17 protein-coding genes are annotated in these 23,462 nt (G+C 43.3%); 12 read left to right on the forward strand and 5 right to left on the reverse strand.

Annotated elements, in window-relative coordinates; translation table 11 throughout:
• Window positions 1-114: 114 nt before the first annotated feature.
• The 3 genes from ACFQ0C_RS34445 to ACFQ0C_RS34455 all read right to left on the reverse strand — a co-directional run bounded on the left by ACFQ0C_RS34445 (window position 115) and on the right by ACFQ0C_RS34455 (window position 9,358).
• Window positions 115-1,794 carry a hypothetical protein gene (locus ACFQ0C_RS34445; protein WP_379373747.1) on the reverse strand — a complete coding sequence of 560 codons (1,680 nt, stop codon included), beginning with the start codon at window positions 1,792-1,794 and terminating at the stop codon, window positions 115-117.
• Window positions 1,791-8,624 carry a DUF7507 domain-containing protein gene (locus ACFQ0C_RS34450; protein ID WP_379373749.1) on the reverse strand — a complete coding sequence of 2,278 codons (6,834 nt, stop codon included), beginning with the start codon at window positions 8,622-8,624 and terminating at the stop codon, window positions 1,791-1,793. The genes ACFQ0C_RS34445 and ACFQ0C_RS34450 overlap by 4 nt, the downstream gene beginning before the upstream one ends.
• 95 nt (window positions 8,625-8,719) lie before the next feature.
• Window positions 8,720-9,358, reverse strand: coding sequence for a methyltransferase domain-containing protein (locus tag ACFQ0C_RS34455; RefSeq protein ID WP_379373751.1), 639 nt, complete (start codon window positions 9,356-9,358; stop codon window positions 8,720-8,722).
• Between the two features lie 343 nt (window positions 9,359-9,701).
• On the opposite strand from ACFQ0C_RS34455, the gene ACFQ0C_RS34460 reads away from it, so the two are divergent.
• A complete protein-coding gene (locus ACFQ0C_RS34460; protein WP_379373753.1) occupies window positions 9,702-10,493 on the forward strand; it encodes a DUF817 domain-containing protein in 792 nt (263 codons plus the stop codon).
• Between the two features lie 212 nt (window positions 10,494-10,705).
• Here the strand turns inward: ACFQ0C_RS34460 and ACFQ0C_RS34465 are convergent, their stop codons facing one another.
• On the reverse strand, window positions 10,706-11,491 hold the full coding sequence (locus tag ACFQ0C_RS34465; RefSeq protein ID WP_379373755.1) for a hypothetical protein: 786 nt from the start codon (window positions 11,489-11,491) through the stop codon (window positions 10,706-10,708).
• 178 nt (window positions 11,492-11,669) lie between these two features.
• Between ACFQ0C_RS34465 and ACFQ0C_RS34470 the strand changes: the two genes are divergently transcribed.
• The 3 genes from ACFQ0C_RS34470 (at window position 11,670) to ACFQ0C_RS34480 (ending at window position 14,468) form a co-directional block, all read left to right on the forward strand.
• On the forward strand, window positions 11,670-12,092 hold the full coding sequence (locus ACFQ0C_RS34470; protein ID WP_379373757.1) for a MarR family winged helix-turn-helix transcriptional regulator: 423 nt from the start codon (window positions 11,670-11,672) through the stop codon (window positions 12,090-12,092).
• Between the two features lie 54 nt (window positions 12,093-12,146).
• Window positions 12,147-12,968 (forward strand): alpha/beta hydrolase, encoded by an 822-nt coding sequence (locus ACFQ0C_RS34475; protein WP_379373759.1) that lies wholly within the window; start codon window positions 12,147-12,149, stop codon window positions 12,966-12,968.
• Window positions 12,969-13,205: 237 nt separating this feature from the next.
• Window positions 13,206-14,468 carry a hypothetical protein gene (locus ACFQ0C_RS34480; protein ID WP_379373761.1) on the forward strand — a complete coding sequence of 421 codons (1,263 nt, stop codon included), beginning with the start codon at window positions 13,206-13,208 and terminating at the stop codon, window positions 14,466-14,468.
• 292 nt (window positions 14,469-14,760) lie between these two features.
• Here ACFQ0C_RS34480 and ACFQ0C_RS34485 read toward each other — a convergent pair whose 3' ends face one another.
• A complete protein-coding gene (locus ACFQ0C_RS34485) occupies window positions 14,761-15,396 on the reverse strand; it encodes a peptide-methionine (S)-S-oxide reductase MsrA (protein WP_379373763.1) in 636 nt (211 codons plus the stop codon).
• Window positions 15,397-15,744: 348 nt separating this feature from the next.
• Here ACFQ0C_RS34485 and ACFQ0C_RS34490 point away from each other — a divergent pair, with 348 nt between their 5' ends.
• From ACFQ0C_RS34490 to ACFQ0C_RS34525, 8 genes are all read left to right on the forward strand, one after another.
• Window positions 15,745-16,593: a M15 family metallopeptidase gene (locus ACFQ0C_RS34490; protein ID WP_379373765.1), complete on the forward strand. Its 849-nt coding sequence runs from the start codon at window positions 15,745-15,747 to the stop codon at window positions 16,591-16,593.
• A gap of 61 nt (window positions 16,594-16,654) precedes the next feature.
• Entirely contained in the window at window positions 16,655-17,350 is a 696-nt protein-coding gene (locus ACFQ0C_RS34495; RefSeq protein WP_379373767.1) for a response regulator transcription factor, read from the forward strand.
• Window positions 17,343-18,452, forward strand: a complete 1,110-nt coding sequence (locus ACFQ0C_RS34500; RefSeq protein WP_379373769.1) for a sensor histidine kinase — start codon at window positions 17,343-17,345, stop codon at window positions 18,450-18,452. Before ACFQ0C_RS34495 ends, ACFQ0C_RS34500 begins: the two co-directional genes overlap by 8 nt.
• Before the next feature lie 134 nt (window positions 18,453-18,586).
• A complete protein-coding gene (locus ACFQ0C_RS34505) occupies window positions 18,587-19,465 on the forward strand; it encodes a carbohydrate ABC transporter permease (RefSeq protein ID WP_379373802.1) in 879 nt (292 codons plus the stop codon).
• Window positions 19,466-19,522: 57 nt separating this feature from the next.
• Window positions 19,523-20,353 carry a carbohydrate ABC transporter permease gene (locus ACFQ0C_RS34510; RefSeq protein WP_379373804.1) on the forward strand — a complete coding sequence of 277 codons (831 nt, stop codon included), beginning with the start codon at window positions 19,523-19,525 and terminating at the stop codon, window positions 20,351-20,353.
• Window positions 20,354-20,462: 109 nt separating this feature from the next.
• Window positions 20,463-21,620: an efflux RND transporter periplasmic adaptor subunit gene (locus ACFQ0C_RS34515; protein ID WP_379373771.1), complete on the forward strand. Its 1,158-nt coding sequence runs from the start codon at window positions 20,463-20,465 to the stop codon at window positions 21,618-21,620.
• Window positions 21,621-21,664: 44 nt separating this feature from the next.
• Window positions 21,665-22,975 carry an ABC transporter substrate-binding protein gene (locus ACFQ0C_RS34520; RefSeq protein ID WP_379373773.1) on the forward strand — a complete coding sequence of 437 codons (1,311 nt, stop codon included), beginning with the start codon at window positions 21,665-21,667 and terminating at the stop codon, window positions 22,973-22,975.
• Between the two features lie 69 nt (window positions 22,976-23,044).
• Complete coding sequence (locus ACFQ0C_RS34525) at window positions 23,045-23,443, forward strand: RrF2 family transcriptional regulator (protein ID WP_258211853.1); 399 nt, start codon at window positions 23,045-23,047, stop codon at window positions 23,441-23,443.
• Window positions 23,444-23,462 lie beyond the last annotated feature (19 nt).

Below are 23,462 nucleotides of genomic sequence, written 5' to 3' on the forward strand. Positions count from 1 at the left end.
AACCTTGATCCAATTTTTGGTTTATGATACTAGTATCGGAAACATTTCTAAGAGCTGAAAAGGGAAGCCTGGAACAAAGATCGAGTTCCATCATGTTGGCTTCTGGGATATTGTCTATTCATCAGGATCTTCAACAATAATTAAATAGCTATTCGAGCGAACCTCACTTCTGTATGATCTGCCATCCAGATCGAACCGATATTGAGCTACTGCATGCCCTCTAATTTTTGAAGTTTCCATATATCCACTAATTCTAGCCAAATAAGTGATGGTGATTCTTGCTTTCGGTATTATATTGCCAACGTATAACAAACCTCCTGCAAAAAGTGAAGCTGCTGGCATCCCTTGAATCTGAATGCTTTCATTTAATAATGTAGCTTCCATAGGAACCAGATCGGCCAGAATAACATCGGTAGTCCAATTCCCGGAGTTGGTTAATTCGAGCACAAATTCGACCGTTTCATCAGGTTCAATAACATCTGGCCGAACATCGACATTCAGCTGAATGACGGGCGAGAACAGCCCTGTGGATACAGTGTTGGACATAATCGTTTCCTGAACCAGCCGTCCGTCAGGGAGGCGAAAAGTGTAATAAACCTTCGCTTGATTAACCAATTCAGCTGTTGTCAATTCTCCAACCAATGCCGTGACGTTTACCTGAAATGAAACGGTAGTTTGTGTATGCGCCCGGAGTGTTCCGAGACGAATTTCTTCAGGCCGACCCCCATTAAATGATTGTCCATTTAGCTGCATGCTGTCCCATATGAAGAGAACTCCTTTGGGCAGCACATCCACAAGTACAGCATCTACGGCAATGGCGGCATCGTTGGTCACAACAAGTTCGTAGATTAGCTTATCACCATGAGTGGCACGTAGCCAATTCACTTGTTTACTTAGGGAGATAGCTGGTTGAATAACGTTGATTGTCACAAAGTTGCTGTCTACCTCTTGATAAGAGTGATCTGCCTGATACCGGATAAAGGCCTGATTGGTAAATTGGGAATCCGCCGGTACCTGTGTAATTTGTACACGGAAGCTGATGCTAATGGAAGTGTCTCGTGCTATCGAGCCTGCCGGAATACCCAGATTGGGATTGGATGATGGCATATAAACCTCGTTAACCATTACACTACCGGGTACGAACACGGCTCCTTCCAATACCCGGAAGGTAGCTACAGCATCATGAATCGTCTGGCTTCCTTGATTCATAACAGAAATTGAATAAGTTACTGTATCCCCGATAAAAGTCTGTTCGGTATTCGCCTTTAAGTGAGCGGCTACCTTAACGCCTTGAACCTGAAGAATGAAGGAGTTGGAAGAAACGGATCCTGTAACCTTTCGTCCCTCATCCGTTTGGAAGCTGAAATCCGCTATACCCTGATTGACTAGCTGAAGCTCCTTTGGCAGGGATATAAGAATAACCTGAAATACAATTTGAACAAGCGTTTGTACACTAACGATACCCAGTTGGATACCCGCAGACGGATGTGTACCAGGAAGAGGAACACCGTCCCTAAGTACGCTGTTGGATATAAAGGCTGTTCCTTCAGGGAGGCTATCATACAGGGTAACCAGAGCGTCTTTATTGCCAGTATTGTGCAGGGTCAGACTGTAGGTAATGGTCTGACCCAGAGTGACTTGAGTATGTTCCGCACTTTTCACCAGCTTGAGTATAGGTCCTACTAATGGTGTGCTCACCGTATTGGAGTATGCAACACTATCAATCCCGGCTGAGCTGAAAGTGACCCGGGATTGATTGAGTAGTAGTTGTTTGGATAGTGAATTGGACGTCATATCGTAATGACCTGTACCTGGAAGGACACCGTAGAAAACCCGCCTGCGGCAATAGAACCAATAGCGATACCTGTATTCGGGTTAGCGGTTGGTCGCGGTGTTCCGTCAATGGTAGTGCTGCCAGTCACAAAGCTGGTTCCAACTGGAATAGGATCAACGAGGATCACATTATTAACGGTTTCGATACCGTTATTGCTGACAACAATGGTATACGTGATTATATCGCCAACCACCGCATCTATTGCAGAGGTACTCTTAACCACGGATATATTAGGAGAGGAAACAGGAATAACCAATTGGTTGGATAGAACACTTCCTGAACGTTGAATTCCATCGGGCGGCGTGAAGGTGAAACTCGCTGTAGCCTGGTTTACAAGCTGTTGTGGTGAAGGCAGTGAGTCGACAGTTACCTGCAGAGTTACTGTGACGTTAATGGAATCACCTGGAGACACAGTGCCTACCGCTATACCTCCAGCTGGATTTGCACCTGGCTGAGGCACACCATTGATTAATACGCTGTTCGGAATAAATTCCGCACCAGTAGGGATGTTGTCTGTCAAAGTGACCTGTGCATCCAGATTTCCGCTGTTGGTCAGGTTGAATGAATACAAAATCGTATCTCCAACAGTAGCATTAGTTGTATTGGCACTCTTAGCGACTGCAATAATCGGCTGATAGACAGGAGTAATAACCGTATTGGAGAAGGAAGCTCCTGAAAAGGCTCCGGAAGTAAAGCTGACAGAAGCTCGGTTGGCAAGTTGTGCCGGATTCGGGAGTGAAGTGACCGTTATAGAGAAGGTCACTATGACGGTAGCTTCTGGTGCAATTGTACCAAGTGAAATGCCTGAGGATGGATTGGCTGCTGGCCGTGCGTTTCCATCTATGGTTACACTGCCCGAATTAAATACGGTTCCTGTTGGAACAGGGTCGGTCAGAATAACATTGCTGACATTGGATATCCCGTTGTTCGTTACGGCTATGCTGTAAAGAACTGATTCGCCAACTACGACATCTGTAGAGAGTGTTGTTTTGAGCACATTCAAGTTTGGAGAGGATACAGGAACCGTTACCGTATTGGAAACTATGGAGCCATTTAACGTGCGTCCATTTGGAAGCGTGAACGAATATGCGGCAGAAGCCTGATTGCTGATTTGCTGATTGGTGGGCAAGGAAACAATAATAACCGAGAATATGACCTCGACATTGGTAGTAACGTTACCAAGCGGTATGCCTGCTGATGGATCAGTCCCAGCTGCCGGAAATCCGTTGATGAGGACGCTATTGGGAACAAATGCCGTACCTGCAGGAATCGTATCCGTTAATGTGACAGAGGCTCCATAGTTGCCAGAATTTGTTATATCTACAATATAGGCGACTGTGTCCCCGACAGTAGCGTCTGTTGTATTAGCACTTTTGGTTGCGGCCAATATCGGCTGATATACAGGAGTGCTTACCGTATTGGAGAAGGTAACGGCAGCGATGGCCCCTGAAGTGAAGCTTACCGTAGATTGATTGTTCAGTACGCTCGGTGTGGGCAGTGAAGTGACGGTTACATTGAAAACTATGGTTACAGTAGTACCTGCCGTTATGGTTCCAAGGGAAACGCCTGTGCTTGGGTTTGCACTAGGTCGGGTTACACCATTTACGGTGACAGAGCCGGCTACCAGCGAGGTTCCTGCAGGGATAGGATCTGTGAATACGACATTGCTGACACTTTCAATTCCGGTATTAGTAAGCACTGTTGTGTAGGTGACAATATCCCCGATGGCTACGGAAGTGGATGGCGTGCTTTTGACAACAGCTACATTGGGAGAGGATACAGGGATAATAACCGTGTTTGATGCCGCCGAACCATTAAGAATGCGCCCGTTCGGCAGGGTAAATACGTAGGCTCCCAATGCCTGGTTAGTTAGTTGCTGTGGTGAAGGCAAGGTAGTAAGGACGACAGAAAACATCACAGTTGTGCTTGAGGCGGCATTGACCACGCCAGCATCAATTCCGGTTGAAGGATCGGTTCCGGGATGCGGTATATTATTGACAAGCACGCTGTTAGGCAAAAAAGTGGTGCCTGCTGGAATATTATCAGTAAGCGTAACTTGGGCCGGATAGTTGCCAGTATTACTTACCACCACCGTATAATTTACGGTATCACCAACTGTCGCATTGATGGTATCCGCATTTTTCACGAGAGTGATGATCGGCTGAAAGACGGATGTGGTGACCGTATTAGAAAAGGTAGTTCCTGAGAAAGCACCAGATGTAAAGCTGACTGCCGCTTGATTATTCAAAACAGCTGGATTGGGAATGGAATTAACGATAATGCTGTACACAATCGCAACAGAAGCAGAGGGGGCTATGGTGCCAAGAGCAATACCAGCAGCTGGGATAGCGGAAGGTGCGGCTACTCCGTTAATAGTAACACTGCCAGCAACAAATGAAGCTCCTGCGGGTGTAGGATCGTTAAATTGTACTTTGCTGATGGCTTCGATACCATTGTTCGTAATTGTGATTGAGTAAGTAACGGTATCTCCGATGGCAACGGATGTGGATGATGTAGATTTGGTAACGGCTATATTCGGGGCGGATACGGGAAAAGTTACGGTATTGGATGTGGCTGAGCCATTCAACAACCTTCCGTCAGGAGGCATAAACGTATAGGTTGCCGAAGCAGTATTGCTCAGCTGTTGTGGTGAAGGCAGGGTGGTGACGACAATTTCAAAACTGGCGCTGACGCTCGTGCCGGCTTTGACCGTACCCAGACTGATCCCTGTTACAGGTGAGGCACCCGGTTGGGGAACCCCGCCTACATTCACACTGTTCGGGGAAAAGACAGCACCTGCAGGAATCGTATCGAACAGGGTAACCACTGCGTCCAAATTACCTGAATTGGTTGCAACGACTGTGTAAATGACCGCATCTCCAACGGTCGCATTGTTCGAGCTGGAGCTCTTCACCAAAGAAATTTGCGGCTGAATAACCGGAGTTATCGTGACATTGGATGATGAAGAGCCTGAGAAGGCACCGGAAGTAAAGCTGACCGTAGACTGGTTGTTAATTTGTGAAGGAATCGGCATGGTTATCTTCTCCTCAAATGTTACGGTAACCGCAGCGCCTGGGGCCAAGGTACCGATTGGAATGCCGGATGACGGATTTGCGTTCGGCTGGGAAACACCGTTCACAACTACGCTTCCGGATATGAATGATGTATTATTGGGTAGGATATCGCTTAGATTTACGTTATTGACATTAGCGATGCCTTTATTAGTTACAACTATTGTATAGGTGAGTGTATCACCAGTGACGACGAATGCAGGACTAGTGCTTTTAACCAAGCTTACGTTAGGCACGGATACAGGAACTGTCAGCACATTGGAATTAGCTGTGCCAGGCAGTTGACGACCATCAGGCAGATTAAAGCTGTAAGAAGCTGCAGCCTGGTTCACAAGCTGTTGTGTGGAGGGAAGCGAAGTGATCGTCACTAAAAAGCTCACAGCAATGGAATCCCCAGGAGCTACCTGCCCAACCGGAATTCCTGTAATAGGGCTTACTCCTGGTGTGGGTACACCCCCTATAATCACGCTGTTAATGTCAAAGGTCGCTCCAATTGGAATATTATCGGTTACTGTCACATTGGCCGCGATATTTCCAGCATTGCTGACTTGGATCAAGTAATTAAAGGTATCTCCTACGGTTGCGTTCGTGGTGCTCGCACTTTTACTCAATGCTACAATTGGCTGATATACAGGTGTGACGACCGTATTTGAAACTGCAGTCCCGCTAAATGAACCAGACTTATAGGCAACTTTGGCCAAGTTGCTGAGCTGAGCAGGGCTCGGCAGTGATGTGACCTTGATTTGAAAGGTGACGGTTATAGCTGCTGACGGATTAATAGTGCCCACAGAGATACCTGAATCGGGTCTTGCGTTTACCGCTGCAGCTCCATTTATTTTTACACTTCCTGCAATGAAGGCAGCCCCTGCCGGGATCGGATCGGATATCACCGCACTGGTAATGGCCTCTATTCCGGTGTTGCTGACAACGAGTGTATAGGTCAGCACATCGTTGACGGCTGCTGCCGTCAGATTGACACTTTTGCTTATCGATACTTGGGGGGGGGACGCAGATAGACTCAAAGTATTTGAACTGCTTGAGCCAGAAAGGCTTCTACCGCTCGGAAGCTGATACGTATATCCGGCTATCCCCTGGTCCGTCAGTACCGGAGGAGAAGGAAGTGAATTCAGCAAGGTTTGGAATGTTACGGTTACTGTGCTGCCTGGTGTTATGGCTCCTATCGGAATACCTGTATCAGGGGAGATTCCAGTTCGAACAACGCCATTCACGGTAATGCTGTTCGGTATAAAAATCGAGCCTGCAGGAATATTGTCGGTCAAGGTAACCTGTGCGGCAATATTGCCAGTATTGCGAACTATCAATGTATACGTCACGTTGTCTCCAACGACAACGTTAGAAAGACTGGAGCTTTTGCTGATCCCAATAATCGGCTGGTAAACCGGGGTAGTCGTGATGTTAGATAATGATATTCCGGTGAAGGTGCCAGAACTGTAGGATACGGTTGACTGGTTCACAAGCTGGGCAGGTGCGGGAAGCGAAGTGATCAGCAGCTGAAAGCTTATCGATACGGAGGTGCCTGCTGCAATCGTACCTATGGATATCCCGCTTGCTGGCACAGCGGTTGGCCTTGCCGTGCCACTTACGGTAACACTACCTGCGACCAGAGCGGTACCGGCTGGAAGAGGATCTGTAAATACGACATTGCTGACAGCCTCTACGCCGTTATTAGATACGACAGACGTATAATTAATCGTATCACCCACAGCTGCATCCGCTATACTAACGCTTTTGACGATTGTAACATTAGGCAGCGAAACGGGAACTGATAAGGTGTTTGAAGAAGCAGAACCTGAAACTGTACGTCCATCCGGTGGTTGGAAGGTATAAGTTGCATTAGCTTGATCTACCAGTTGGGGAGGAGAAGGGAGAGTGTTAACGAGCACTTGGAAAGTTACAGTTGTCGTGACCCCGGCTGCCACAGTACCAATAACCACACCGGTAGACGGGTTTGCACCAGTAACGACGACACCATTGATTCTAAAGCTGTTTGGCACAAAAGTGCTTCCTGCTGAGATATTATCGGTGATCGTCGTCAACGCTCCAATATTGCCTGAGTTCACAACCTGCAAGGTATAGGTGACCAGATTGCCTACCGTTGCGTTGGAGGTGCTTGCGGTTTTGGCAATCGTAAGGATAGGAGAATACACTGGAAGTGTCACACTATTGGAAGGAATAACACCGGTAATAATCGATCCTCCAGCAACGCTTTGAAAAGTAAAGGCAGCATTAGCCGTATTCACAAGCTGTTGTGGACTCGGTACAGACGTTACGTTAGCCCGGTATGTAACGGTAATCGAGCTGCCGAAGCTTAATGAGCCGAGTGGAGCTCCCGCTGTAATGTCATAGGTAGGCTTGACTACACCTGCAACGCTAACAGAGCCATTTACAAAAGAAGAGCCGGGGGGCAGAGCATCCGACAGAACGACACTCGCAGCGCTAGCCGTTCCTGTGTTGCTGACTGTTACCGTATAGGTCACGGAATCTCCATTGATGACGCCGGACACATTAGCACTTTTGACAACATTGATTTGGGGCGCATTTATATCTACCTGGATAGCGTTTCCATTAACGACGTAGGCATCTCCGGAAGTAGTCAGGCTTAGAACTGCCGAAGATTGGTTATTAGCCAGTCTTGCAGAGATATCTACGTTGGTAATATCCCATCCTTGTCTTCCTCCAGTAATATTGGTTCCTGGAGCACCGTTAGTTTGGTTGCGGTTACCGAAGGTGCCCGTTGTGTTGAGCAATCCTGCGTCGTTGTTAATTTGTGAGGCAAAGAAGTTGGCGGCGAAATTATTTGGCCCCGATAAAGCTACCAAAGAGGTGGTTGTTGGTCCGAATAGCGCCTGATCTCCTGTTCGGTTCGCATCTCCTTCCTGGGCACTGAAAATGGCCCTGCCACCTAGAGCCCCTGTCACAGGTGTGGCAAAACCGGTAATCGTTGTGTTAACCGCCGACGATGTTGCTTGAACGAGTACCGCTCCGGCCCGGATTGACATATTGCGGAAGGGAAGGGAAGGGTTCTGGTAAATAACACCGAGTGTCCATCCCGCATGGTTTGCTGTTGAATCGCCTGGGATAACAATCGTTCCAACCACACCGCTTGTTATATAAGTACCAGCCATGCCTTGCTGTATAAGTGAGGTGACGTTAGCTGAACGAACATAAGCGAGGGCCCCATTTCCCAGATCGACCTGATTCGCTGTTGCGGAATCGGGCACGATGCTTGATGTTGCTACCGGTGTAGTAAACGTAACAGGATTATTAATCGCCGAGGTGAGATTGACCGTACCATTAACGTAAGTACCACCCCAAATTAATTCTGCGTACAGCACAGTACTACCGGTTGGCAAGCTCAAAATCGCGGCCGAGCTGTTGCTTTGGTACAGACTTGTAGTCCCACTTGGATAGGTACCGTAAGTAGAACCGGTATTTGTTGTAATGAAAGCACCGATACTGTCTAGCACGCCGGGTACACCTGCTGTATCGGATCGGCTTAATCCTAAAGTATTTCCTGTAAAGGTGATAGCGCCGGTTGCGTTGAACGTAGCTCGAACTATGAGAGGAATGTTTATCACCCCCTTGATCTCGATAAAGGAAGACCACTTTTGCAAACCAATTTTCAAAATTCCCCAATTAAGTATATTACCTTTATCCCAAAACTTGTTTGTCCAAATGTAAGAATTATTAATACTCAAAATTCTACCTTCCATTCATGTGAAGCCAGCAGCTGGAATAGTAAAAAAGAGGGCTTACGCCCTCCAATTAACTTTCATTTCTCCACCACTCGATTTCAACTGTCTTCAAGCTGCCTTTTCCTTCTGTACGCCTCCAATGAGCGGGGTTCAAGAAAAGTCTGCCGACTCATATGCTCAAGCTCATCATGCGAAATGTTAAGTTTGACAGCCACCAGATGATACATAATTTCGTGTACGACATTAACTTCTATATCCTGCAGTAATTCCAGCTCATCCGTCTCATAGAGCGGCGGAACATAGGGCGGTTTGTAAAATAGCTCCATGCGAAGCAGCCGGAAATCGAAATCTGGTTGCGGTTCAACGTAACCCGCAAGATCTGGACAGCGCGCTCCATGAGATGGCTGATAAAAATGGGATGTCCAATAGCGCGGGGTAAACTGATCGAACTTTTGCTTCAAATAAGGATTGGACATGTGAACAAAGCTGTGGGCATAAGGGGACAAAATACAGACGACCGCCTTATGAATGCACAGTCTGTATAGTTCCGACATCACCTTATGGAGGTCCTGAACATATGGCAGGGAGCGGCTGGCCATAACAAAATCAACCGAATTGTCTGGCAGCGGAATTGCTTCATTTAGATCCCAAACCAGGTCGACACCCGGCAATAACTGACGATCGATACCAAAAAAACCTGGAGCTTTATCCAACCCGCAGCCGATATCGATTTTCACCTATATCACTCCTTCCTGACCTCATAGTAATGGTTACCACCATTGTATTAAAAATCGCGGAAGTGGACTCGGCTATGTACCTATAGGGCACAAGTTTAAGCGTTCATTATATAGAGAGACAACACGGATTTTCTTGTTCAACGACTCAAATGTACCTATGATGATAATTCCAATAAACTCCACTCGTGGGATGTGAACTTAAAATAAGCAAATCTATACAAGCTATTTTCTCTTTTTCCAAATCGATACACCTTTATTATTTAGTAGAAGATACAAGTACTCGCATTATAGACTATTGATGAAATCGTACGATAAATAAGGGCATGGGGGGAGGTAAACATTGTTGAGACCTTTAATACAACTACTTCATTTTGGTTATCATCAGGCGATGAGCTGTATATTTCCTGTTGCTATCTTTGGAACTTTAGCTCTCTCTAGCATAATAAAGGTACCTTTCATTCATCGTTACGATACCATTCTAATTATATTGCTTGGGGTGCAATACCTCATGTACCGCAGCGGATTAGAGACACGCGATGAAATCAAAGTTATCTGTATATTTCACTTTATTGGTTTGGTGCTGGAGTTATATAAGGTATGGATGGGATCATGGTCATACCCTGAGCTTGGGTATACGAAGCTGCTCGGTGTCCCGCTTTATAGCGGATTTATGTACGCAAGTGTAGCAAGCTATATGTGTCAGGTATGGCGGAGATTGCGGATGGACATGACTGGCTGGCCTGGGTTAACTTCTTCGGTACTGCTAGGTGGAGCTATCTATTTCAACTTTTTCACCCATCATTTTATGCCCGATTTTCGTTGGTGGCTGACGGCGCTTGTATTTATTGTTTTCCGGAAAACATGGATCATATATCGGGTTCGGACTGTAACTTATCAAATGCCCTTAACGCTTGCTTTTATCATTGTAGGTTTTTTTATCTGGTTAGCTGAGAATATTTCCACATTTTTGGGTGCTTGGAAATACCCTGACCAGCAAGAAACCTGGCAACTAGTTAGTTTTAGTAAGATCAGCTCGTGGTTCCTTTTAGTAATTATTAGCGTCATTATCGTTGCCCAACTTAAACATGTTAAAGCTAGTCGAGCAACGAACGTTTCAGGGTCCAGTTACACCTAGCTCTTGGATTAATTTTTTAAATGTATCGTATGCAGGTTTCGGAGAATAATCATCCCGCATAATACCATATTGATGGAAAAGATCTTCTTTGGAACTATCGGCATCCCGGAGTCCAAAGAGCTCGTAATGAGAAATGTTAAGCTCAAGACGCAATTCATAGATCGTTCGGATAACCGTCTCAAGAACTTTCACTTGTTGCTCATAAGATCTTTCTATATTGGCAACAGGGTTCTTTCCCGTAGGCCATCCATTTTCTGTAACCCGTATAGGGATTGAGGCGGGATACCGGCCGTAACAAGATTTTTTTCCCGTAAATTGAGGAGTGTGCGTTTTACAGAAGTGGATATTTCTTTTATATCGAGAGGTTGTTCTTCGAATACATCCACATAAAAATTATGTCCAACAAAATCGACACAATCTATAAAGGTGTTTCCTCCAAGCTTACTGAGATTAACCCAAAAATCAGGAACCGCCATTGGACCATCGGGGACTGAACCGAATCCAATTTTTATCGGGAGATTATTCTCTTGGGCTTCTTTCTTTGCTGCAATGACTCCTTCTACAAGGGCTTGAAGTATATACGGCTTCGAACCTTCCATAAACGACAAATTGGGTTCGTTTGTTATTTGAAGAGAAGCTAGTTGGGAGCCGTATTGGTTAATGACTTTTCGAATAAAAGTAAGCCAACTTTCAAGTTCTATTCCAGGTTCTTGTTGGTTCGTCCAATCTCCGCATCCCACGGTTAAATCTCCTAATAAACCGGCCTCTGAATAACGATCCGCATTTAATAACATTTTTGATTCCCATTCTTTTGTATAAATGAGATAGTTTCTTGGGAAAAGCTTTTTTGTCTCGCCTCGAAGATCTCGGAGTACCCATTGAATCTTATCGTAGTTATCCTGCGATCCGACAGCCAAGCCAAAAGGCGTACCTGCCACACTTAGCGGGTAAATCCCGAAGGTTAATCCAGAAGAAATGGATTGTTCTCTTTGACTCATTGTATACCTCCATCTTTTATTCAGTCCCATAGACTAAAACTCAATAATTAATCAATTCCCACAATATCAAATAAATACACCTATTACCACAACTGGCTTATGAAACTACTAGTTCGATCCCGCAGCAGGGGGGTCACCAAGTATTGACATTAGTTTGACATCAAACTATAATGCAGTTATGGAAACTAGAGATGTCATTTCAATAATCTCCAAAATTAGAGAGAAAGTTAATAGGTTCATTTTAGCAGAGATGGTGAAGCAGGGGATAGAGGGTATTGGCACTTCGCATGGTGATATCATCTATGCGCTTTTTAAGAATTCCAGACTCACAATGGCGGACATTTCTAAGAGGATAAATAAGGATAAATCTACGGTCACAGCACTTGTTGACAAGTTGGTCCGACTCGGATATGTGACAAAGGAACGGGACAGAGAGGACACGAGAATTGTTTATGTTGCTTTAGCTCCTAAGGGGAGTGAACTGGAACCGATCTTTGAAGCAATATCTAAAGAATTATTAGACCTGTTTTACTTAAACATCTCAGATAAAGAAAAAGAAGATTTACTTAATATTTTAAAAAAGATTTACAATAATTTTTAAAAATTTTTAATCAAATAGTTTGATATCAAACTAAATAACGAGGAGGAGAAAATCATGAGAGATTTCACGAAAGAATTGCCAGATCATACGGAGAAATACATTGGGGAATACGATTTATTTCTAGAGATATTCGAGGGGGAGAACCTCCCAAAAGCAGCTAGCAATAGACCCCCTTTGCTTTTTGTACACGGTGCGTTCACAGGAAGTTGGATGTGGAGCAAATACATTCCTCACTTTATCAGTGAAGGGTGGAAATGCTATGTCATGAACTTGAGAAGCCACTATAAAAGTAGGCTGCTGGATATGACGAAGATAACATTCGAAGATTACTTGGAAGATATGAAAGAGGTTATCGCAGAGTGCGATGTTCCGCCGATTCTTGTCGGATTCAGCATGGGGGGAATCTTGAGCCAGAAGTTGGTTGAAACCACCGAGATTTCCGGTTTGGTATTGATCGATTCGGTCATCAGCAGAGAAGTTTATGAAGTAGTACCATACAAGGAATTAGACCAGTCGACACCTGGCATCATAATGCCTGCACCAAACCGTGAAGAGCTTTCAAGCATAGATGAAACGGCAGAAGACATTGAATTCCAAAGAAAGTATTTGACAATGGAGTCCTCGAGGGCATTTAACGCTTTTGTTTTTTCAATCGAAGCCAAGGGTATCTCTATTGACAGCCGTTCTTTTTCTTGCCCTTGCTTAGTTGTCAAAGCAGTGAACTGTGACGATGACGATCGTCGGGGAAGAGTGACAGCGGAGCACCTCCGTGCTGAATATAAGGGGCTGTGGAACACAACTCATACCGGTGTGCTCGTAGGGCAGAGATATATGGAATCCGTAGATACAATCATGGAATGGTTAAAAAGATTTTAAGATCCACAGAGGTTCTTGTCATTGCTCGATGATAAGAACCTTTTTGCATCCCCGAAAGCAAACTGATTGCAGTGTTAATGCTTCACAAAAGATGTTTTTGGCCCTTGTCGATAGAAATAACGTCCTGGTTCGGTAACAGCAGGGTTTTGAGAAAAATATGATATTGGCAAGAATATAAATGTAGGCTCAATTAGATAATAAAAAAGATAGTCCTATAATCTTATCGGGGTACAAAAGATGAATCATCAACAAAATAAAAGATACATCCAATTGATGAATAACGTTTCAACAAACACCAGTATCTTATATCCCATTAATCCTTGGATTCCGCTTTGGTGGTCAGCCGCTTTTCCTGGCTATGGGCATTGTTTTATGAATAATTACTTGATTGGATACTCTCTTATTATTTTTGAGTTCACCATTAATAATCTGGCTAAAATAAATCAAGCGATTTATTTTTCTATGATCGGCGATTTTACAGGTGCAGCTAAGGTCATCGACCTTAGATTTTTTTATCTGTATATCGGCGTTTATATTTTCACAATGTTCGATTCTTACCGTAGAGCAGCAGATTTGAACAATACGTACATATTATCCTATCGAAAAACTAAAACCATCAATTCGACATCGGTTTCATCATTTAGTGTTAATGGATTGAATAAAGTAAGTCCGTCAATTGCTATGTTCTGGGAAATGATGATGCCAGGCTTAGGTTCTTTATATTTAAACCATATAGTTTCGTTCTTTTTCAGTGTGGTTACATGGGTTTTGACTATTTATAGTTCCCGCTTTTACGTTGGTCTGTATTATTCCTTTATAGGAGAGTTTGAGAAAGCGAAGTCAGTTGTGGATCCTCAATGGTATTTGTTCATACCCTCGATATACGCTGGGTATATCCACTTTTCCTACTTGGAAGCCGTTAAGAACAACATACAATATAAGCTTTCTCAATCTCAATTTCTTAAATCCCAGTATCAGAGCAAATCGTTTAAGTTACCATTTCTTATGAAAAAAGGGGAAGCGCCCATGTATATCGTAGCGTCTTTCGAGCACTCGGTTTCTATAGAAATCGCCTTAACTGAGCTGGAACAACTGGGTATACAAAAGGCAGATATTTTAGCCTTACCATTGAATGTGCGAACCGAAAAGACTAAATTATTCGATAACGCGCATTATTCAGATGGGGTAAGCTTCGTTGATCTTGCCACCATTCTTGGTTCCATATTCATGCTATTAGGTGGCATATATGGCTTTGTTCTCAAGCTCGGACCCGTTTTATGGGCATTATTTGGACTAGTCATAGGTGGTGTATTAGGTTTTATTATAAAGCTTATCGTCATAAAGAAGAAACCTGCGCTTGATATATTTGGCAGAACAAGAGCAACCGAGGTTTTCATGATGGTCAAATGCAGCCAAGAACATGATGGGAGAGTCAAAGATATATTTTGGAGAAATAAAGCGTTGGGAATCACGAATTACAATGAAGAGCCTAATTGGTAATACCGCTTATCGAGTAAATCGCCAAGATTTCCAAGAGAAAAGGACATTATAAAAAGCAGCCCTTTAACAAAAACTTGGGAGAGATAAATTGCTACCCCAGTTGAGCCTAATGTTAAAGAGGCTGTTTGGTTGTTAGTATCCAACTAATCCATTTGCGAGATCAGGAGCTTCTGAAGCTGCTGAAGTAAGATAATGTTCCAATTATCATATCATATTCGGCCAACCTTTAGAAACGGATTGGTGGTACATCCGGAACCGGATTGTCATTTTTCGGATGAATCTGAGTAACATTTTACCATTTTATCCGCTGGATAAGATGGATTATCTCTTCTTGTTCCTCTTTGCAAATTTGCCAAGTTCGAATTTCATTGATAATTTTCTCCATATTGGTATAGCCTTTGGCCAGACCGTTTAGACGTCCAGCCAAGGTTGCGTTCGTCAGCGCTTCTTCGGATGGAAAGAGCGCTTTAAGCTTGTCGATCGCATCTGGATATCGTTTCAAATAATATTTCTGATGCCTTTCCTCAGCAGGATAAAAGCCGGTATAGGGAGCAACCTCCGTGTCCGGCATTCCATTCCCTTGTTCCACGCTGTTTCTCATGACATCTTGGATTATACGTTGCTGTTCTTGGTTGCGAAACAATACTAAGGATCTGTACTGCCGTCCTTTGTAATCGTTAATATTTATTGGATTGTGATTGCTCCAGAACACATTCAGTATGGTCTCCAACTGTATGATACCTGAATCGAAATCCATTTCGACCGTCTCGGTATGATCTCCGAGTTGACGGTAAGTAGGGTTAGCTTTAGTCCCTCCGGCGAAGCCTACACGCGTTCTGATGATACCAGTTAGTTGTCCGAACAAAGCGTCAGGGCTCCAGAAGCAACCCATACCAATTGTCACAGATTGGATGTTGTTATTACTCATTGCATTCACCTCTATATGATCATATCATTTAGTAGCGTATGAAGAAAAATAGCTGAATTTGAAACGACTGGTCAGCCAAATTATTTTATTTGACGATTGCCCCTGGTTGGGTGAAGACCGAAATAGGTGGCAAATATGCTAAAATGGATGTTATAGAATGCAGTAGGACCAGCGTTAAACTTGCCACCTTACCCCATAGATTGGCCAACTGGGAAATTCTATCATTTGGACGACGAATTGCCTTGGTAATAAAGTAAAAACTTAAGAAAAATTTTATTTTTAGCTCACTTCTTTTTTAAATAGTTTTCCTTATCCTAAATTGGATGATAGATAAGGGGGAAACTAGAGATGAAGAAAATCTTTTTGTTGGTTATTATTTTATTGCTATTGGGCTATGGAGTGGCTCATTACAAAGCGACATCGGAACAAAATAAGCAGGCTCGAGAGGTAACTCCTCAAAATAGCGAACTTACGATAAAAGTAACCAAAGATCAGATTTACAAAGGCAATTTGCTGCTTGTCAATAAGGACCATCCGGTGCCTTCAGGATATAGAGATTCCGAAGCGGTCAGTCTGTCAAAGCATAAGGAATGGATGAAAGGCTTCGGCCTGCTGGATAACTCAATTAAGCTGTCACAAAGCTTAGTGCAAAAATTTTCAACCATGATTGAAGCAGCAGATAAAGATGGAGTACGCCATTTTTTAATCAACAGCGGTTATCGAGACGCCAAAGAACAAAATGAACTCTATCAACAAATGGGTGCGGAATATGCGATGCCTGCAGGATATAGCGAACATAACCTTGGTTTATCGCTTGATATCGGATCTACACGAGGGGAGATGAGTCGAGCACCAGAAGGTAATTGGTTGAAAGAAAACGCATGGGATTACGGTTTTATTTTACGTTACCAACAGGACAAAACAGCAATTACAGGAATTCTGTACGAACCTTGGCATTTTCGTTATGTAGGTTTGCCGCACAGCGTAATTATGCGAGATAAGAATTTCGCCTTAGAAGAATACTTGGATTACTTGAAAGAAAAGAAAACAATAACAACAACGATAAATCATAAAACCTACGAAATCACTTACTATTCAGTCTCAAAAAACACCACCATCCATATGCCAACGAATGGTCGCTATGAGATCTCAGGCAACAATATGGATGGTGTCATTGTGACCGTGATATTGAATTAGGGCTTATGAATCCTCATTTGAGGCGAATGGGGATTCTTTAAATTTAAGGAGACGGGAAATAATGAAATCGACTACAATTCTGATAGCGGATGATGAGGCAGTGATTGCCGATTTGATTGAGTTGCATTTAGAAAAAGAGGGTTACCGCTGCATTAAAGTATATGATGGGCAGGAAGCTATTTCTGCTGTTCAGACACATTCCATCGATTTGGCGATTTTAGATATTATGATGCCTAAATTGGATGGTTATGAAGTGACAAGGCAAATTCGAGAGCAGCATCACTTTCCTATCATTTTTTTAAGTGCTAAAGCGACGGACCTCGATAAGATTGCAGGACTAATAAGAGGAGCAGATGATTATGTGACCAAACCGTTTAACCCGATGGAATTGGTTGCTCGTGTGAATGCTCAGTTGAGGCGGTCCACCCAGTTTAATCAATCCACACAAGCGAACAAGCTTGCTTTGGAGGCAGGCGGTTTGCTCATTTATCTCGAAGAGCGCACCGTATTCCTTTACGGCAAGCCTATTGAACTAACTCCAAAGGAGTTTGATATTTTGTATCTGCTAGCCAGTTATCCGAAAAAAGTTTTTAGTGCAGAAAACATCTTTCAACAGGTGTGGGGAGATGCCTACTATGAAGGCACCAACACGGTCATGGTTCATATTCGTACCTTGAGGAAGAAGCTTGGAGAAGACATTCATAAAAACAAACTGATTAAAACAGTTTGGGGGGTGGGATATACATTCAATGGCTAAAGTGATCCGAAGCTTTCGATTTAAAATGATTCAGCTCTTTGGTTTAAGCATGCTTTTTTCTGCGGCTATTACCTACATGCTCTATAAAACCCTCCAGATTTATTATTATACGACAAAATTTGAAAATCCATTGACTCAAATCCGATATTTCATAAGAGATATTGGGGATATTAACTTCTTTTTGCTAATTTTCATACCACTCTCGATTATGTTCTTCTTTCTACTCACCAAAAAATATGCGGCTTATTTTCAAGAAATATCCAGAGGAATTAATCAGCTTACAAATGGCAACTTCAAAAGTCGAATTGTTATTCCATCCCAGGATGAATTCGGAGATATTGCTAGAGACATCAATCTGGCGAGTGAAAAATTGCAGCAAGCTTTGGAGAGGGGAGACTTTGCAGAGAACAGCAAGGAACAATTGGTCTTGAATTTGGCTCATGATTTGCGTACGCCGTTGACTTCCGTTTTAGGGTATTTGGATTTCATTCTTCAGGATGATCAATTGACTGCTGAACAAATCAAGCATTATACGGGCATTGCTTATACGAAGTCTCAACGTTTAGAAAAGCTCATTGACGAGCTATTCGAAATCACACAAATGAACTATGGCAAGATTAGCATTGAAAAAAAACCAATCGATCTGAGCGAGCTTCTCATCCAGTTAAACGAAGAGTTATATCCTGCCTTTGAGAAAAATAACCTAACTACCCGATTGAATGTGACCCCGGATTTGTTCGTTTTGGGTGACGGAGAGCTATTGGCACGCGTATTTGAAAATCTACTGACGAATGCCGTTCGTTATGGAAAGGATGGCCAATTTATTGATATTAATTGCAATCTGGATGCAGAAACTGTAGTGGTTCAAGTGGTTAATTATGGAGATTGTATCCCACCGGAAGAGCTGCCTCATATCTTCGATATGTTTTTTACCGGCGACCAAGCGCGCGCTCATCGTGAGGGGAGCTCTGGCCTTGGCTTATCCATTGCAAAGAATATTGTAGCACAGCATCAAGGCACAATTTCGGTAGAAAGCAGTGTAATTTATACACTTTTTGAAGTCCGATTCCCGCAAAAACGGGCATTTGAAGCACTAGGTTAACTATTGTGCCGACCATTTTATAAATATTTTATAATTACCCTGCTTATTCTTTTAACAGTCTCCCCTATTCTAAAAGTAGGAAAGGAAGGAGGAAACTGTGAATGAAGAAGTGGGGTTTTTGGCATCGCTTCGTCATGAAGAAAAAAATAAAGAAATGGATTCACACGGATTCAGCGTCTGCATGGATATTTCTTGTACCGAGCGTTTTGGGATTTGCGTTATTCTACCTGATTCCGTTTGCCATAGGAGTGTTCTATTCTTTTATGGATGGTACGGTAGATGGCCATTTTGTGGGATTGACTAATTACCATGAGCTGCTTGCGAGCGATTCCTTCCGAAAGGCTGCATCGAACACGTTTTATTTTAGCGCAGTAAGTGTTCCGCTTATACTCGCGCTATCGTTAGTATTAGCGATGCTCTTGAATAAAAATATTTATTTGAGAAAATGGCTGCGAACTGCCTATGTGCTGCCGCTTGTTGTTCCCGTCGCCTCGATTATTCTGATCTGGCAGATGTTATTCGATTGGAACGGCTCCGTTAACGCCTGGCTGAGCTTCAACGGAATCGAACGTGTGGATTGGATGAAGAGCGATGCAGCTCGATATGTAATCATTATCGTATATTTATGGAAGAACATCGGCTATAACGTGATTTTGTTCTTGGCGGGACTGCAGCAAATCCCGAAGGATTATTACGAAACCGCTCAAATTGAAGGGGCAGGGTGGTTACGGCAGTTTAGCAGTATTACACTTGTTTATTTAATATCCACGATGTTCTTTGTAGTCATCATGTCGATTGTTAACTCGTTTAAAGTGTTTCGGGAAACGTATTTGATCGCAGGTGAATATCCGCATGACAGTATATACATGATGCAGCACTATATGAACAACATGTTCACATCGCTGGATATTCAGAAGCTGACTGCCGCGGCGAGCTTGATGGTCGGTAGTATTCTTCTGATCGTCATGGGATTGTTTGCTCTTGAACGCCGATATAGGCAGTACATGGAATAGGGGGAAGGAGCCGTGCCGGTTTCCAAAGTATTGCATAAAAGTGCGCTAACGGTCGTCATGGGCGTTATAGCAATCCTGTTAATATTCCCCATTGTGATCACTTTCACAAATTCGCTTATGACAGAACAAGAAATTGGCATCAATTATGGACCCATAGGGCAGATGAACAAGGCGGCTACAGGGAAATCAAACTCTTTTGTAAATGTAAAATTGCTGCCCGATCAATTGACCTTGGAGCAATATGGCAAAGTATTGTTGGGCAGCCCGAGATATTTGACGATGTTCTGGAATTCAGTATTTATGGTAGTACCGATCATCGCAGGTCAAACCTTCGTAGCAGCACTTGCCGGTTACGCGTTTTCCAAGCTGCAATTTCGCGGCCGGGAACACTTGTTTCTCGTCTATGTCTTGACCATGCTCATGCCATTCCAAGTGACGCTAGTACCGAATTATATAATGGCGGATAAGCTTGGTCTGCTGAATAGTTCAAATGCCATTATATGGCCTGGAATATTCGCAGCTTTCGGTGTGTTTATGCTTAGGCAGTTCATGCTGAATATTCCCTATGCTTATATCGAAGCGGCCAAGATTGATGGTGCTGGACATTTGCGAATTTTCTGCAAAATTATTATTCCGATGATCAAACCTGGTTTGGCCGCACTCGTTATTTTATTATTTGTTGATTATTGGAACATGGTGGAGCAGCCGCTTATTTTTCTGGACGATCCATTCAAGCAGCCGTTATCGGTTTATTTATCAAGGATCAATGGTGAGCAGGGGCTTGCTTTCGCTGCATCCATACTTTACATGGCTCCGATGGTGCTGCTGTTTTTGTATGCGCAAACGTATTTCATTGAAGGCATTCAATTATCTGGCATCAAGGGGTAGATTTTGCAAAACTGATACATATCATGCAAGTTTTGCTTAAGCAAAACTCAGATAATGCTTACGAAGTGACCTTTCCTTTGGAAAGTTCTTAGGAGGAGAAAGACGGGATATGGAGCTAGACAAAGAGCCGGATGATCGTTGGCGCCGACGAAGCATTCAAGTCATGTTCGTTGTTTTTATGAGCTTGTTAATATTTTTTACATTATACAGCAATACTCTGCAGTCGCTGTCCTTGCCGAAAGTGAGAACGGAAAAGCCGACTAAGGGAAGTCTTTTATTTACGATCGAAGGCAGCGGTAACCTGCAACCTATAGCCGAAGCTAAACTATTGAATGTGGCCGGTTGGAAGGTATCTAAGATTCTCGTTAAAGAAGGAGATCATGTGCAGAAGGGTCAAAAGCTAATTATCTATGACAGCAAATCTGCCGAACGAGAATTACAGAACGAACTGACCAACCTGGACAAGCAGAAAATCGAGCTGCAAAATGTTCAAGATCAGTTCATTGAGTCGACCTCAGAAGGGAACGAGCTAAAGATTCGGAATGCAAGACGCAATATCGAAACACGTAAACTTGATCTGGGCATGCAGGAACGTAAAATTAACGAATTGAGGGACCGGCTGACTAGCCAACAGGAAATGACCGCTCCATTCAATAGTATTATAACGAAATTAAATGCCGTTGAAGGGTTATCATCTGCGGGAGAACCGGATGTAGTAATCTCGAATAGCAGTCTAGGATATCGATTGGATATTACGGCCGACTCAATGATCTTGTCGAGCATGGGGATTTCTAGCGGAGAGTGGATAGAGGTCGAGGTACATACTGTCGAAGAACAACAGTCTCGTATGTTCGAAGGCAAGATTGATGAAGTAGCGAATGCACAACCGCGTACAGAGAGCTCATCTAGTAAAGATGGGGAGAAGATTACAACGATCCCTCAGAAGGTACTTCGTATTAAGCTTGTTAATTCCGAGCTGAATGGGGGTGAGCAGGCAAGGGTCAGACTCAAGAAACGCTCCTACAATGAGGGGCTGGTCATCTCCAAAGAAGCGATTCATCAGGATCGTAACGGCATGTTTATTTATAAAATTGACGAGCAGAGAGGTGCGTTAAGTAATAACTTTATTGTTCGCAAAGTCCCCATTCATTCCAGTGAAACGAATGACAATGAAACGATGATTCAATCGGATAGCATCTATGAGGACGACCTGATTATTCTGGAAAGCAGTGAGCCTTTACAAGATGGAAACCGTGTTCGTCTGTAAATTTATAATATGGATTTGATAAAATAATAGGAGGCATTCATTCGATGAAAAAGTGGCTGTATATGATTTTTATTGCTATTATAATGACTTCAATGACCGCATGCAGTTCTGGAGGCAGTGAGGAATTGGTAAATACGGAGAAAACAGTATCCAAAGGGAAGAAAACTGTCGTTACTTTGGCGTTGCAAGAATGGCCTTCCACGATGCAAAAATCGAGCGCATTTTTTCGAACGGTAGAGAAAAAGTTTGAAGAAAAGTATCCGGATATCGATCTGCAAATTCAGATTTCAGAAGACTATGAAAAATACAAAAAAACGACGAATGCAGCGTTGCTATCAGGGAAAGGCCCGGATATTTTCGAAATAAGCAGTTTGCCTATCGACGATTATGTGAGCAAAAAGCTTCTTCTGAACATGGATGAGTCCATGGGGCAGGACAAAACGCTGAATAAAAGCGATTTGCAAATGAATATTTTAGATGTAATGAAGCTTAATGGAGGTATGTATGCCATGCCTATAGGGTTCTCCCTTAGGGCTTTCGTAGGGGATGGGGACATTCTTAAAAACGCGAATGTCGACGATAAGAAATGGACCTGGAAGGAGTTTGAAGAGACTTCAAAGAAACTGGGGAAGAGTGGTACGGAACGCCGCTACGCTTTAGCAAATGACCCGCCGGAAGTCCTTCTTCAAGAAATGATTGTGGATAAATATTCAGAGTTCGTTGATCATACAGCGAAGAAGGCAAAGTTCGACTCTCCCTTATTCATAGAAGCGATGAAACAAATAAAAAAAATGTACGATGATAAAGTTATGACTTCGGAACCGGCGGATATAGGAAAGCAAATGTTCTATTCCACCGTTTTGCAATCACCGGCAGACTTGGTCAATGGTCTGCATCAACTCTTCTCAAATCCAAAGCTGCTGCAAAAACCGGAACAATCAGGCGGTGTGAGGATTATCACCACTTCCAGGTTCGCTATTCAAGCCAAATCTTCAGTTAAAGAGGAAGCTTGGAAGGTTATTGCCTTCTTATTATCTGAAGAAGGGCAATCCCTGCAAGAAAGACAAGGGTTTTCAATGCTTAAATCCGTGAATGAGACGCAGCTGAACGACATTCAGAAACAAGTCAATAATGGTACGTATAAGCTCCCAGACGGGAAAGTACCCAAGGTATCGGACGAGGAATTTACACAGTTCAAACAATTCATTCGTACAGCGAATAACTTTACAAAGGTGGACGGAAGTGTGATTTCCATTGTTGGTGATGAGTCCAGATCATTTTTTAGTGAACAAAAGTCTCCGGAGGTAGTAGCCAAGCTGATCCAGAACAAAGCGACAACCTTTTTAAACGAATAGTGAAAATGCTTGCCTTTTAGAAAGAATGGAGTTATTATGGATTCACAAAGTCTTTAATGGAGGTATTGAATGAAATATTCTCAGGCGACCGACTATGCGCTTCATTCGATGCTCTATCTGGTAACAGCTTCGTCTGATAAGCCTGTTGGTGTGCAATTGCTGGCTGAGAAGCTGGGCGTTTCACAGACCTATCTCTCTAAGATGATGACGAAACTTGTCAAGGCTGGATTGATTCAGTCCGCACCCGGCGCAAACGGTGGATACCGCCTCAGAAGGAAGCAGGAAGATATCTCCTTTCTCGATGTCATCCATGCGATAGAAGGGACTGCTTCCTTGTTCGAATGCAGCTTAAATCATGGAAGCGAATGTCTGATCCAGCAGGTTGTGATCGACGCCGAGCGTCAGATGGAGCAGTATTTGGAGAACAAGAAAATAGCAGATTTGGTGAAATTAATTAAGACGGAGTAAGATCCGTCCTTTTTTTGGG

The sequence above is a fragment of the Paenibacillus sp. GCM10027630 genome, assembly GCF_042676305.1.
Taxonomy (GTDB): Bacteria; Bacillota; Bacilli; order Paenibacillales; family NBRC-103111; genus Paenibacillus_S.